The organism is Aminobacter anthyllidis (genome assembly GCF_018555685.1).
Taxonomy (GTDB): Bacteria; Pseudomonadota; Alphaproteobacteria; order Rhizobiales; family Rhizobiaceae; genus Aminobacter; species Aminobacter anthyllidis.
Genome location: NZ_JAFLWW010000007.1, coordinates 1 through 12,986, shown reverse-complemented (window position 1 = coordinate 12,986; position 12,986 = coordinate 1). Strand labels below are relative to the sequence as shown.

9 protein-coding genes and 1 pseudogene are annotated in these 12,986 nt (G+C 61.7%); 6 read left to right on the top strand and 4 right to left on the bottom strand.

Features of this window, described 5'->3' with window-relative positions:
* Positions 1 to 8 precede the first annotated feature (8 nt).
* Both J1C56_RS22965 and J1C56_RS22960 read right to left on the bottom strand, forming a co-directional pair.
* Positions 9 to 893, bottom strand: coding sequence for a nucleotidyl transferase AbiEii/AbiGii toxin family protein (locus J1C56_RS22965; protein WP_214392387.1), 885 nt, complete (start codon positions 891 to 893; stop codon positions 9 to 11).
* Positions 890 to 1,717, bottom strand: a complete 828-nt coding sequence (locus tag J1C56_RS22960; RefSeq protein ID WP_214392386.1) for a type IV toxin-antitoxin system AbiEi family antitoxin domain-containing protein — start codon at positions 1,715 to 1,717, stop codon at positions 890 to 892. The genes J1C56_RS22965 and J1C56_RS22960 overlap by 4 nt, the downstream gene beginning before the upstream one ends.
* Before the next feature lie 253 nt (positions 1,718 to 1,970).
* Between J1C56_RS22960 and J1C56_RS22955 the strand changes: the two genes are divergently transcribed.
* The 5 genes from J1C56_RS22955 (at position 1,971) to J1C56_RS22935 (ending at position 9,818) form a co-directional block, all read left to right on the top strand.
* The gene (locus J1C56_RS22955) at positions 1,971 to 3,257 is read left to right on the top strand and encodes a DUF4238 domain-containing protein (RefSeq protein ID WP_214392385.1); all 1,287 of its coding nucleotides are present in this window, start codon (positions 1,971 to 1,973) and stop codon (positions 3,255 to 3,257) included.
* Between the two features lie 108 nt (positions 3,258 to 3,365).
* Positions 3,366 to 3,899 carry a hypothetical protein gene (locus J1C56_RS22950; protein WP_214392384.1) on the top strand — a complete coding sequence of 178 codons (534 nt, stop codon included), beginning with the start codon at positions 3,366 to 3,368 and terminating at the stop codon, positions 3,897 to 3,899.
* Positions 3,896 to 4,684 (top strand): hypothetical protein, encoded by a 789-nt coding sequence (locus J1C56_RS22945; RefSeq protein WP_214392383.1) that lies wholly within the window; start codon positions 3,896 to 3,898, stop codon positions 4,682 to 4,684. The genes J1C56_RS22950 and J1C56_RS22945 overlap by 4 nt, the downstream gene beginning before the upstream one ends.
* Entirely contained in the window at positions 4,677 to 5,495 is an 819-nt protein-coding gene (locus J1C56_RS22940) for an integrase (RefSeq protein ID WP_246591809.1), read from the top strand. Before J1C56_RS22945 ends, J1C56_RS22940 begins: the two co-directional genes overlap by 8 nt.
* A gap of 522 nt (positions 5,496 to 6,017) precedes the next feature.
* On the top strand, positions 6,018 to 9,818 hold the full coding sequence (locus J1C56_RS22935) for a hypothetical protein (RefSeq protein ID WP_214392382.1): 3,801 nt from the start codon (positions 6,018 to 6,020) through the stop codon (positions 9,816 to 9,818).
* 382 nt (positions 9,819 to 10,200) lie between these two features.
* Here the strand turns inward: J1C56_RS22935 and scpB are convergent, their stop codons facing one another.
* Together scpB and J1C56_RS22925 are read right to left on the bottom strand one after the other, a co-directional pair.
* Positions 10,201 to 10,908 carry an SMC-Scp complex subunit ScpB gene (gene scpB / locus J1C56_RS22930; protein ID WP_214392381.1) on the bottom strand — a complete coding sequence of 236 codons (708 nt, stop codon included), beginning with the start codon at positions 10,906 to 10,908 and terminating at the stop codon, positions 10,201 to 10,203.
* A gap of 5 nt (positions 10,909 to 10,913) precedes the next feature.
* Positions 10,914 to 11,864, bottom strand: a complete 951-nt coding sequence (locus J1C56_RS22925) for a DUF1403 family protein (RefSeq protein ID WP_246591807.1) — start codon at positions 11,862 to 11,864, stop codon at positions 10,914 to 10,916.
* 194 nt (positions 11,865 to 12,058) lie between these two features.
* Between J1C56_RS22925 and J1C56_RS22920 the strand changes: the two are divergent.
* A pseudogene (locus tag J1C56_RS22920) lies at positions 12,059 to 12,931 on the top strand (tyrosine-type recombinase/integrase); the annotation flags it as partial.
* Positions 12,932 to 12,986 lie beyond the last annotated feature (55 nt).

Sequence of the window (12,986 nt, the reverse complement as noted above, 5' to 3'; positions counted from 1 at the left end):
GGAGGACGCTATGGGACGTTCGGAATTGACCGCCCGATTAGCCCGTACCGCTCCTTCATCTCTTCGGTTCGAACCCAGGTGTCGCCGGCGATTTTTGCAATCAGCCCCTTGAATACGCGCTCGAACGCTTCTTTTGTGGCATCGTCCGACAAAGCCTCCGCCTGCGCCGCCGACAGCAATGGCCGCATATCCGTCAGCAGCCGCGGATTTGCCAGTTTAGCGAACATCCGTTCCTCGGCCTGGGCCCGGGATATCGCTTGGCCGGCAAACTGAAGATAGAGGCCGAACATTTCGGTGATCCGATCAACGTCAAGTCCGGCGAACACATCCAGGGCATGGGAGAGATCATAGAGGTCACGTCCTTTGTCGCGTTGCAGGAGAGCCCGCAGCTTCGTGGCCAGCATTTCCTCCCGAGAGAAGGTAGGAATCGCAGCCTCGCCGGCAAACCAAGGGTTGTCTATCCGAAATGGTATCGCTTGCGGCGGATCGTAGGCTTCGATTTCGCGCGTGTTGATTTCGACCTTGAGGCGAATTGGCACACCGCTTCCGTCTTCCCCTTCCACTCGAAAGCGAAATTTGGGCGCGACTGGACTTTGATCGAATTGGGCGCGGCCAAGCCACGGCTCTAGTACCTCACGCAGTTGATCCAGAATCGGTCCTATCGGACCAGAGGTCGTTCGGACGAGATCTATGTCTTCCGAATACCGCATCGACTTGGGGAAGTGCAGCTTGTTCAGTGCCGTGCCGCCGCGAAAACGCAGTTCAGCGGATAGGAGATCGTCATTGAAGATGTCGATGAGCGCGCGGCTTATGATGAGGTCCTGCTCGACCTGACGCTGATCGGCCCACGGAACGACGTTACCCCAGGCAACAATGTTTTGAGCTGGGATCATTCGTCGACCTCCGGCGTGCGACGCACGACCACACGCCAACGGTCGTCGTGCTCCTGCGGCGCGGGCGTGAAATCGGGATCGCGCGTTTCATCGCGGTCGAGCTCCGTCCACGGCGTGGCGCCGCGCGCCGTCAGCGCAGCGTGCATCAGATTGGCGCGATCCGCATGGCCTAGTCGTTCCAGCAAGTGGCCGAGACGCTGGACGACGGGCCGCTCGGCCGCATCGGACAGCGCGGCGAGCTGGGACGGATCGATCTTTTCGGAAAGGTCAGTGAGCACTGTCGCAACGTTGTCGATTCCGCCCGCAGCCTGTGGGTAGCGCAGGAGGTCGAGCGCCGTGAGGGCGGGTGAGGATATTTTCATTATTCCTGTATCTGTTTTGCGATCCTCGATACCCGACTCCACTGCTGCGATGTCTTTGCGGTAATAGAAGACGATCAGGTTGCGGCCAGCCTTGATCTTCGGCATGCGTTTTGAGGTGACGATCTGGAATTCCATCACGGCCTGGTGCGTGGCTCCGTGAAGTTCTGCCGCCTTCAGCAAGCCGACATAGTAGGACTGGTGTTCGTGGCGCATCAGGGAATCGATGTACCATGACGGCGGCGGCGCACCCCAGGAGGCGAACTGCGGAGGCACCGCGACATAGAACCCCTGCCGAGGTCTGATCAGCGCCTTGCGTCGCTGAAGGCGCTCGGCGGCGTCGAGAAGCGCACCGCGTCCGACGCCGAGCGCCTGTTCCGCCTGTTGGCTCGTAAAGACCACCTGTCCTGCGGAAAGCAGGCTTGCTACATGAGCTGACAGGGCAGAGCGTTGATCGTGAACCATGCCCCATTATCCGCTCTTAGCGCGGATATTTCAACATGATTTGATTAGCCGAGCAAACCGTTCTCGCGTTTCGTACCACGAGCGGTTTTTCAAACATGATTTGTCAAAAATGGATATCTGGGTATCTTCCCGACGAGCGTTCCAGGCCAAGATCGACCGCCTTGGTCGCCATGCAGGTGCAGCTTATCTATGTCGAAACAATCCAAGCCTTCCAGAAAGCACCATTATGTAACCCAGGCGCAACTCCGTCACTTTGCGCGACGAGGCCCGCACCCAGATCCACGTCTTCGACAAGACGACCGGCAAGAGCTTCACGTCATCGATCTTGGACGCGGGTTCGGAAAACGACTTCAACACAATCACCGAGGATGGCGGAAGGCTCAATTTCGAGGGGATGTACGACGCAGTTGACGATGCCGGAGCAGCTATTGTCGCCCAGATCGCGGAGCGCCGCTCTTTGTCATGGATGGGCGAGCAGCAGGTATTGGCGCTGGCGGACCTTGGAACTGTCCAGATGCTGCGAACAAAATTGGCCCGTGAAACGCCGGGCGTCCTTGTCGAAGAGATGCGGGACTTGCTCGACAAACTCGGAGCCGATTTGCACGACCCGCACTTGGCACCGCCGACTGACGCCGATGCCAAGCGCGGCACGATCGAGGCATTTGTCAAGCGCACCAGCCATCGAAATTCGTTTCTCCGGTTGATGCCGGGCCTGGTTGAGCCCGCGGGCTCCGCGCGCTTCCTGATCTCTGACCACCCGGTCGTGTTCACCAATCCCTTCCCCTATGGCGATCATGGGCTACAGGCGCAGGGTATCCTCGTGCATCTGCCGTTGAGCCCGACACTACTCTTGACCTGGCATTGCCCAACGATCGTTGCACGGCTTGACCGTCTCCTGTGCACCGAAGGCAAAGAGCATGCGACGCTACGGGCTTACGGCCGGCGCCTGATTTCCGGAGAACCCGCCGCCATCAGCGATGAAGAGGTTGAGCGCCACAACGTAGTACAAGTGACGCAGTCGCGGCGTTTCCTGTTCTCGCACGCGGCAGACTTTAGCTGCGTCCGCGATCCGCTCACGACAGAACCCAGGTCGGGACAGCGGGATGCGTTGGTCCATCTTGGCAGGATGGGAGAAGGGCCCCCGCCCCGACGACGCATGCCCGACGGATGGAACATGGTGGTGCATGGTCCGCGCGACCATTGCTTGCTGCATCTCGAAGAGATCGATCCGGACGGCGAAGGGATCACGGCGCGGACCTGCGATCTAGCGCTGCTCGATGCCGCAGCCCGAGACCCGCGGCTCGATTATGTCGAGCTATACGACGGGCCGCGGCAGCGCAGGCATCTCGGCCAGGTGAAACTTGAGACGCTTGCCACGCGCGGGCCTGGCTGGTTCAGGGCGGTGCATTTCGATGACTCACTGCGAGCCCTCGACCGCCATATCAGCGAAACGAGTGGCAAGAAATCGATTGAGAAGCGCCCCAACGCTGAAACCTGCACGGAGAGTTCTGCAGGACGTCGAACGTCTTCTCTTGGCTAGAACAATCCGTGAAGACCGCTTAGAAAGTTGGTGCGCCGGTGACAAGTCGGTGTGCCCGCCGGAATAAAATCGTACCTGCGGGATCAACTTGCTTGGGGGCGTAAAGTTGTGGCGATCCTTGATCCGCGCGTGCTCGAATTGATCGAGACTTTGGTGGCAGCTCGGCTGGACTGGTTGGCGTTCGAGTTGATCGAAGGAATTCGGCTCGGCCGTTTGCCCGATGAGCCCGAAGAAGTGCTCGCGGCCGCGCGCCAGTCAGTGCGCAGCAATGCCCAGCCCAAGGCCCGCGGCGAGCCGCGCGCTCTGCTAGATGAGCCGAAGCCGATACCAGCGGGCGAGCAGGTAGAATGGGCAGCGGCCTATGTCGAAGAGCGGCTCGACGCGGCGCTCGAACAGCTGCAGGCGTCGTTGGAGACCCTCGACTTCATCGTCGAAGGGACCATCGAGCGGCAGGATCCTCAAGACGTTCCGACACAGGCATCCGGCAAGACCGATCAGGGTGTGACACTGGTCCTGCTCGATCTCGAGGGCGATCGGAAAAGCAGCCGCGACGATGTTGCAGGCGCCCGCGGCGACTTTTTCACGCTACATGCAGCGTTGGCGGAGTGGACCGCTCTGTCTCGCGGACAGGCAACAACATGATCCCCGCTGTCCAGACCGCGCTCAACACGATCGTAGGCCGCGTCACTACCCTCGACCACGCGTCCGGCGCCGGGCGCATCTTCGAGCTATTCGTGATGACCAGCCTCGCGCGCGGCCTACGAGACGCTGGCTTTGGCGTCTGGCTCCAGCGATCCGACGGGACCATTATCCGCCCCGGTGATGCCGATCGGCGTTTCATTCAACGCGGCGGTGCGCCTACTGGCGTCCCCGCAGCCTCGGCGGGGCCGACCAATGCCACTGTGATCGGCTTTCGCTGGGGCCACCGGAGGAAGTGGGAAATCTGGAACGGCATTCAATTCGCCGGTCGTAGCGCCGCGACACACGAGATCGACATCTCGATCGTGCCCGGCAGTGTCGGGACCGAGATCCGTAAGGCCGGCGGCATTCCGGTGGGTCGCCCGCGCGTAGCGATTGAGTGCAAGGATGTCGGCACCTCCGGCAGCGTCGACGAGATGCGGGCCTTCATCGCGCGGCTCTATGATGTTACGCTGCTTCACGCGCATCATCGTCACATGCACTTTCCCGACGCGCGGGCGCTGCATCCCGGTAGCCCGAACGAGCCGAAGCACCGAGCAATTGTAACCTATTGGCAGGAAAACCGGCGCACCAAGAATATCATCGCACGCCGCACTGGGTTCACGGCGGGGACCGCGCCGCTCGGCGAGTATCATCGCGTCGAACCGCACCGCGATATCAGCGTTGGAAGCAGCACAGTCGATGAGCTGATCTGGTCGGTCGTCAATTGGGCCCGCCGCAATGCCTGAACCGGACGAATTCACGCAGAAACAATCTGTAGAGGCAATTCGCCTCTACACCGTCTATCGACACGAGCTCGATTATAGCGAGATCGGCGGTCGGTTTATGCCCTATCGCTGGTGGACGCTCCCCAACCCGCTCACCGTGATATGGATGCCGTATTCCAGCATGTTGTCGGAATATGCCTCGGAGCTCGCGAACATCATCAACGACCTGACTCATGACGTGCGTCGGCTGCGCGCATGGGCGCGCGTCGCGGCCGCACTCTCCGATAAAGAGAAGCTCGCAGTCTCACATGAGTTCATAAACACGCTGGGGACGGTCGCTCTCGGGAGGCCCTATGCGATCAAGTCGCGCTTCGCCTTCGCGGCGGGACATCTGTGCCACCAAGCCAATAGGACAAAAGATCTGCAAGGGTGGCGTGACGAGTTCCCGAATGAGCGAGCGCTCTATCTGGACGATATAGACCCGATTTGCAGGGGGTGGCGACGCTTCCGGACTTTCAAGCGCCGCGTCGAGCCTATCGCCGGCGGCGCGTTCAAGCGGGCTACCGGGGACTTCCGTAACGCCTACAATCATCGTTTTTCGAGCCGGTTTCTCATTGGTATGAGCGCGATGGTCACGCGTCTCGTCGGCGAAGACGGGCGCATCTGCTACGGTATTGGCGGCAGCGAGCCGCTTAATCTCGATCAGGTTGCCGATTTGCTCGCCATCGAGCGTGACCACTGCTATCGCGCCTTTGAAGCTTTTCAGGCGCTAGTCGCGGAGTACACCGCGGCGATCACGGCAGCGAAGGAACACTTCACTCCTGAACCGTAATTCCCCTTTGTCCCGGAACGCTCAGTAGCGCTGCTTCATGTAGCCTGGAATCACGAACCTCTGCACATCAGGCTGCGACCTTGAGCGGTTCATAGCATCCCAATACATGGCGACAGCCACCGGTTCGGTGACCGCTGTACGCGCGCCCGACCGCGTGTGACGTCGCCTTCATGATCGGCTTCCAACTTGGTGTCGGTCGCGTCCTTGTCGAGCAGATCCTGGCAACGCCGCAGCTCTTCGCGCACCGCCTTTGTCGCCGCGGTATGTGCCGGCTGGGGTCCGGCGGCGCTCACTGACGGAAGGTCGGAGAATACAGGAATGAGCCGTTCGAGCACGACCTCAAGCGCGGCTCCCTTGGCAGCAGACCATGCCGCGATTGTCGGCCGGTGTTCTCGCTCCCAGGCTGCGCGGCGAAGCAGCGTCGCTTCGGTATTTCATGAGACCTGTTCTTTCTACGCGTGCCGAAAATCCCGACGTTCGACGCATATTTGACCGGAATCACGCGCGTGCCTACCCTTCAGCATGTTTGAAATCACCGGTGACGACGTTGCTCTTTTGAACGACGGGGACCTTCGATCTCTCGTCGCTCTCCTTTGCGAGGCGGAATTACGCCGCCGTGGCCTTCCTGCTTCGGCGGTGACCTGGGGCGGCAATCAGACCGCCGCTGATGGCGGCCTCGATGTCCGAGTTTCGCTCCCCGCCGGAACGCCGATCGACGGGTTCGTACCGCGCGCCGCCACGGGCTTTCAGGTGAAGAAGCCGGATATGCCGCGCGGCGAAATTCTCGCGGAAATGCGCTTGGCAGGAACGGTAAGGCCCGTCATTCAGGAATTGGCGGCGCAAGCCGGCGCCTACATCATTGTCAGCGCAACCGGATCGACTGCGGACGGGGCGCTTGCCAACCGGCGCAAGGCGATGGCGGATGCAGTCAAGGATATCGCGCAGCGGGATCAGCTCGCCCTCGATTTCTATGACCGCGGACGCATTGCGACATGGGTACGCGGTTATCCGGGCCTTAAACCGTGGGTCCGCGATCGCATCGGCAAGTCTCTGTTGGGTTGGCAACCCTATGGCTCTTGGGCGCATAAGCCTGTCGGCAGCGACGATAGCTACCTTGCCGATGACGCATTGCGCATCCAGACCGGCAGCACGGAGAATGGCGATGGCGTCACCGCACTCGCTGGCCTTGAGAGAATCCGCGACCTTCTGGGCCAACCCGGTAAGGTTGTGCGTTTGGTCGGACTTTCCGGCGTCGGGAAGACCCGCTTTGTCCAGGCGATTTTCGATCCAGTCGTAGGCGCGCGCAGTCTCGATCCGTCGCTTGCCGTTTATGCCGACATGGCGGACACGCCCGATCCGCAACCGATCGCGCTCGCCAGCAATCTGGTCGCCCAACGCATGCGCGCAATCCTGGTCATCGACAATTGCCCGCAGGAACTGCATCGGCGGCTTTCGGAACTTGTCCGCACTGCCGGCAGCACGATCAGCGTAGTCACCATCGAATACGACATTCGGGAGGACGAGCCCGAGGGCACGGACGTCTTCGGGCTGGAACCGTCATCGCCCGACCTCGTCCAGAAACTGGTCAACCGTCGCTTTCCGTCGCTCTCCGACGTCGAAGCACAGACCATTGCCGAATTTTCTGGTGGGAACGCGCGGGTCGCCTTGGCGCTTGCGGAAACGGTAGGCAAGAATGAGTCGCTTGCCGGACTGACCGATGACGGCCTTTTTCGGCGCCTGTTCCAGCAGCGGCATGAGCACGACAGCGGGTTGCTGCTAGTGGCGCAAGCTTGCGCGCTGGTCTTCTCGTTCGATGGCGAAACTGTCACTGGCGACGAGTCCGAGATCGTCCGTCTGGGTGGCCTGGTCGGAAAGGCCGCTGCCGAGATCTTCGCGGGCATTGCCGAGCTTCGCCGCAGGGACCTCGTGCAGCAGCGCGGAATTTGGCGGGCAGTGCTGCCGCACGCCATCGCAAACCGCCTTGCCGCGGTGGCGCTCCAGAACATACCTTGGGCAACCATTGAAACCCAACTCGTCAACGGCGCCTCGGAACGGCTGCTCAGATCATTTTCGCGGCGTCTCGGCTACCTTCACGGCAGCAAGGAAGCGGTCGTTATCGTTGATCGTTGGCTTGGTCCCGATGGCTATGTGGCTGACATCGCCAATCTGAATGGGTTCGGACGGGCGATCCTAGAAAACATCGCGCCTGTGGCGCCGGCGGCCGTCCTCGATGCGATCGAGCGCGCAACTCGCGGGCCTGACAGCGAGACAATGCGAGAAAATGGACGGCATCTTTTGCGGCTCATGCGTTCGCTTGCGTACGATCCCGAATTGTTTGATCGGACGGTCCCCCTCCTGGCAAGCTTCGCACGTCCGGAGGCCGATGGCGCGCGCGACGAAGCGACCGACGCCGTAGAATCCCTGTTCTACCTCTATCTCTCCGGCACGCACGCCAGTGTCGACCAGCGCCTGCGCGCGGTCGAAACCTGGCTGCGTTCAAGCAATCCGGCCGACCGGGCGCTAGGCATTCGGGCGCTAGGCGCAATGTTCGAAGCCTATCACTTCACGTCCTCATACAACTTCGATTTTGGCGCGCGGCCGCGCGATCACGGCTACTATCCGCGAACGGATGCCGAAGTGCTCCATTGGTTCGAGTCCGCGCTGAATTTGGCCGGAACCCTCGCGACAGCGGACCATCCCGTAGCCCCGGCCATCCGCGCGCTGCTGGCGGATAAGCTCCGCGGGCTATGGTCGTCTGCCGGCGCATTGGATGCACTCGAACGGACGGCCAGGGGAATCGCGGCTAGCGGCTTTTGGCGCGAAGGATGGATTGCCGTCCGTCAGACCCAAAAGTTCGTTGGCCAATCCATGCCCGAGGGGATAGCTGCGCGCCTGGACGCTCTTGAGAAGCTTCTCCGGCCTGCCAACCTCATCGAGAACGTCCGGGCGATCGTCATGAATCGCAGGGGGATCGGCGCCCTTGATTTCGATGATATCTATGGCCCTGATGATGACATCGAGGCTGAAACCGCGCGCACTGAGCGCATCATACTGCAGCTTGGCGAGGAGCTGGCGCATGACGCAGATGCCTTTGCCACCTTACTCCCCGAGCTTGTCGGCGCCGAAGGGCAATTGTGGCTGCTGGGACGCGGCATGGCTCAGGCTGCGCCTGATCGCGGCGCACTTTGGGACGTCCTTGTCAGCGAGTTGGCGAAGACACAGGAATCCAATCGGAATGTTCAGGTGCTGCGCGGAATTCTACACAGGGTTGCGGAACACGATGCCGCCGGAGCCGACGGGCTTCTTGATGCGGCTTTGCTTCATGACACATTGGCATTGTGGTTTCCGACCCTGCAATCGGCCGTGCCGATCAATTCACGAGGGATGGGGCGTCTCCGTCAATCGCTCGCAAGCAACACGGCGCCGATCGCGCGGTTTCATGTGCTGGGTTGGGGCCGGGCAACCGACGGGATCGACCCATGCGAGCTAGCCGATCTGATCGTGGCGATCGCCGACAAAGCCGGTGGCTTCGACGTAGCTATTGAAATTCTTTCAATGCGCTTTCACGCCGACCGCACGCAAAAGAACGAGCCATCGCCGCATAGTCTGGAAGCTGGGCGCGAGCTTCTCCGGCGTATCACCTTCGGCGACAAGAACGACCGCGAGGATCATAGATTGGGGCGAATTGCGCAGTTGTGCCTTGTTGGCGATGCCGGGGCTTCCATAGCTCACGATCTCGTTGGAAAGTTTCTGGAGGCGACGAAAGACCACAAGACCCAAGCCTACTATCATGACGATCTGGTGAAGGGCGTCGTTAAAGCACAACCGGTTGTCGCACTTGACGGGCTCTTTGACGGCGATGCGGCGCTGCGCAAAAGCGGCGTGAGAGCTATCGAGGATATGACGCACATGCATGGCAATCCGTTGGATTCCGTGCCGGATGATGTCCTCATTGCGTGGTGCGAAGCTGAAGCCGCGATTCGCTATCCCGTCGCTGCCGCGACGGTCACGCTGTTCCGCCGACCCGACGAAAAGGCACCGCTGCAATGGACCCAAGCGGCGCGGATGGTGCTGGAAAAAGCCCCGGACCGTGTGCAGGTCTTGGCCGAATTTCTGCGGCGGTTCCGGCCGCGCACTTGGAGCGGCTCGCGCGCCGCGATCATCGAGTCGAACGTGCGCATGCTGGATGAGTTGGATTTTGGCGGTGACGCCGCCGCGATCAGCTTTGTCGAACAAGCAAAGAAGGGCCTTGCGGACGCGGTTGCCGAGGAACAGCGGTGGGAGACACAGCGCGACCGTGGCCGAGACGAGCGTTTCGAATAGCGACGCTGGAATCGCCGACAAGAACGCGTGTGGCGCGTCCGCCAGAGCGAACCTGGCTCTCGAAACAGCGCCGCGCGAAGAGGCGTCTCAGCCATGCGGCTTCGATCCCTCGCGCGCACGTAAGGTGAGCGACAAATGCTCCGCTTCCTCTCATTTGACGAAGGGGCCGCCCCAGGAATATCGGCGACTACGCTCGTGAGGTTGGCCGGCCTCACTATGGTTTGAGCGCCCGACCCGGAACCGCTCCTTGTCCGAAATATGCCCACGAATTTCGGACAACGGCGCCAAAGAGCTCCTGGCCGCTGTGTGCTGGAGCGATGAGCCTATTGAGAAGCCGCTAACATACGCAACGGCGGCAGGCTGCTGCGCGGCAGCAAGCAGCTTAATCCTCGATCTCGACTTCGGCGTTGTAATGATGGGAGGAAAAGTCGGGCATGATGTCGCCCGCCAGCAACTTCTCTTTTGAGAGCAGGCCTGCATCCTCGAGCGCCTCGAAATCCGGCAGGTCGCGCAGCGTGTCGAGCCCGAACTCCAGCAGGAATTCTTTTGTCGTCACATAGGTGTAGGGCGCGCCCGGCGTTGGGCTGCGCGGACCGGAAGCGATCAGGCCGGCACCGCGCAGATGACCAATAAAATCGCGACTGATCTCCTTGCCGAAGAAAGACGACAGTTCGGCGCGGGTGATCGGCTGGAAGTAGCCGATGCACATCAGCACCAAAACCTCCGACTGCGTAAGGTCGGCCGTCTTCCCACTTCCACCTACAGCAGCACGGATGGCGTCTGCATAGGCAGGCCGGGTCAAATGTTTCCAGCCGCCGGCGACCGAAACCAGATCGTAAGGGCGGCCGCGCAGCTCCTCGCGGATGTCGTCGATGAGAAGATCAATGCTGCAGCTTTTCCCGACGATGCGGGCGAGCATTTCGCGGTCGACCGGCTCGCTAGCGGCGAAGATCGTTGCTTCGACCCGGTGCATCCATTCACGCCAACGCGCTTCCGGCGGCAGATGATCCAGTTCCCGGTCAAACAGCTGGTCAGCTGATCGACGGTCATCTGGCCGGTTCCCTCCTCGCCTACGTGCACTCTCCGCCATTGTCTTCACAGCCCGTAGATGCGGAAGGTAGCGCGGCCGGACAATTCACACACGGCACCGAGCTCGACCAGCCGGTCGAACAGGCGGCGCAGGCCGCGATCGCTCATGCCGGCGATTTGTTCTGAGGCGACGATCGCGTCGTCAGAGAGCAGCTTTTCCACGACGACGTCCGCCGCCTTGGCCCTGAGTTTCGGCGCAACCGCAAGCAGCCGGTCCGCCCGGCGCTCAAGTTCGGCGAAAAGATCAATGGCGCGCAGCGCTGCGCGCGCCTGCGCGGCCAGCAGGCTTTTGGCCCAATCGGCTTCCGTTTCGGCGCCGGCAGCCAGAGCGGCAGTCACTGGTCGACGCGCCCGGCCCGTACCCACAACTAAGGTCGCTTCGGCGCCCAACAAAGGGATTGCAGGTGTCCAGCCTAGCCGCTGCGCGAGCAAGACATCGGCAAGCCAGGCTCCGAGAACGCGCCGGAGGCCGTAACGCTCCGCGGCCGCGAAGGCCCCGACCAGCGTTTCGACCGTGCCGGTGTTGGCGGCAAGCTGTCGCAGATCGTCCGTCAGATCGCTGACCGCCTCATCGTTGAGCGTGAGACCTAGATCTTCCAGCACCGCGGCGACATTTTTCTCCGTTAGCAGATCGTCCGCTGGCCGAGATGCCAGCCGCCGCCAAGCAAGAAGGAAAAGGCCGGCGGGACCGACATTGTCGCCCGGTCTTGTGAGCAATACGGCATCGCGCAAGGCCGCTTCGTCCTCGACGCGCCCTGCCTGCCGTGCCGTGACCGCAGCCGCCGAAAGCGCCAGGCGCTGCCGCCAGGCGCCGGCCCACCGCTCCCGCCGGCGGACCACCGCATCGAGCGCGCCGATGGCGGCGCCGGCCGTGACTGCAATGTCCTCGATGCCTTGTCCCGCAACCGTTTGGGTGTCGAGGGCGGCCCCGCGCAACCAGGTCGGCACCGTTGCCATCGGTGCGATCGAAGGGGCGCCGCCAAGCACGCCATGGCGAGACCGAGAGGGTTTGGGTCGCAGAATCATCGCAAGCACGATGAATCATGACGGCGCTTTTAGCAATCTATTTGCGCAGAAAGCGCTGTGCTTGTCGGCATCATAAAACGAACGATAATCTTGCATTATCATTCATAAGATGGCCTACTGCCGAAATGGCTTCTATTGTCGAGCAAAACCCGGAAAACCGTACCGAGCTACCTTCTGCTCGACGAGAGAGCGCGTCGGAAAACGCCTTTCTGGACGATAACCGCCCAGCTGGCGACATTCCGGTCGACGATTTGCCCGATATCATCGACCTGGTGATGGCGATGGGGCAGCAGGCGGAGGCGGCGATTGAGCCAGCATCTGCCGTCCCCGGCGACGAGATCCCCTCCCCTGCCCTGCCATCCGCAGAAGTCGTGCCCGTCGGGCGACATCCGAGCCAGCTCGACGAGCTTGCCGAACGCGCGCGCGGTTACGTCGAGGCTGCCAGTTCCGCCAACACCCGCCGTGCCTATGCCGCCGACTGGAAACACTTCTGCGACTGGTTGCGCCGCCAGAACCTCGTCCCGATGCCGCCGGATCCCGAGACCGTCGGGCTCTACATCACGGCCTGCGCCTCTGGTGGCGTTTCGCCAAGGAAAGGCACCGAAGGCCGCAAGGATGCCGTTTCGACCATCGAACGGCGTCTGTCGTCGCTCACCTGGAACTATGCCCAGCGCGGCCTTGCCCTCGACAGGAAGCATCGCGCCATTGCCACCGTCATGGCTGGCATCCGCAATGCCCACGCCCGCCCTCCCCGGCAGAAGGAGGCGCTCCTGCCGGAGGACTTGGTTGCCATGCTGGAGACACTTGAGCGCGGCAATTTGCGGGGCCTGCGCGACCGCGCCATGCTGTTGCTCGGCTTTGCCGGTGCACTGCGCCGCTCCGAGATCGTCGGCCTCGACTGCGGTCGCGACCAGACCGAGGACGGCTGTCAGCTGACCGGATATCGTGAGATTCGCCGCCTTTCTGAATCGGTTTTCGTGAGACTACGTGCATGGCGACGAACCCGCTTCTCTTTAAGCATTTGATTTTCCAACCTTACTGACGATTGTTGCC

Bases quoted from the DNA above. Each gene is read 5' to 3' on its own strand.
- J1C56_RS22965 (WP_214392387.1), bottom strand. From the start codon at position 893: ATGATCCCAGCTCAAAACATTGTTGCCTGGGGTAACGTCGTTCCGTGG.
- J1C56_RS22960 (WP_214392386.1), bottom strand. From the start codon at position 1,717: ATGGTTCACGATCAACGCTCTGCCCTGTCAGCTCATGTAGCAAGCCTG.
- J1C56_RS22945 (WP_214392383.1), top strand. From the start codon at position 3,896: ATGATCCCCGCTGTCCAGACCGCGCTCAACACGATCGTAGGCCGCGTC.
- J1C56_RS22940 (WP_246591809.1), top strand. From the start codon at position 4,677: ATGCCTGAACCGGACGAATTCACGCAGAAACAATCTGTAGAGGCAATT.
- J1C56_RS22935 (WP_214392382.1), top strand. From the start codon at position 6,018: ATGTTTGAAATCACCGGTGACGACGTTGCTCTTTTGAACGACGGGGAC.
- scpB (WP_214392381.1), bottom strand. From the start codon at position 10,908: ATGGCGGAGAGTGCACGTAGGCGAGGAGGGAACCGGCCAGATGACCGT.
- J1C56_RS22925 (WP_246591807.1), bottom strand. From the start codon at position 11,864: ATGGCAACGGTGCCGACCTGGTTGCGCGGGGCCGCCCTCGACACCCAA.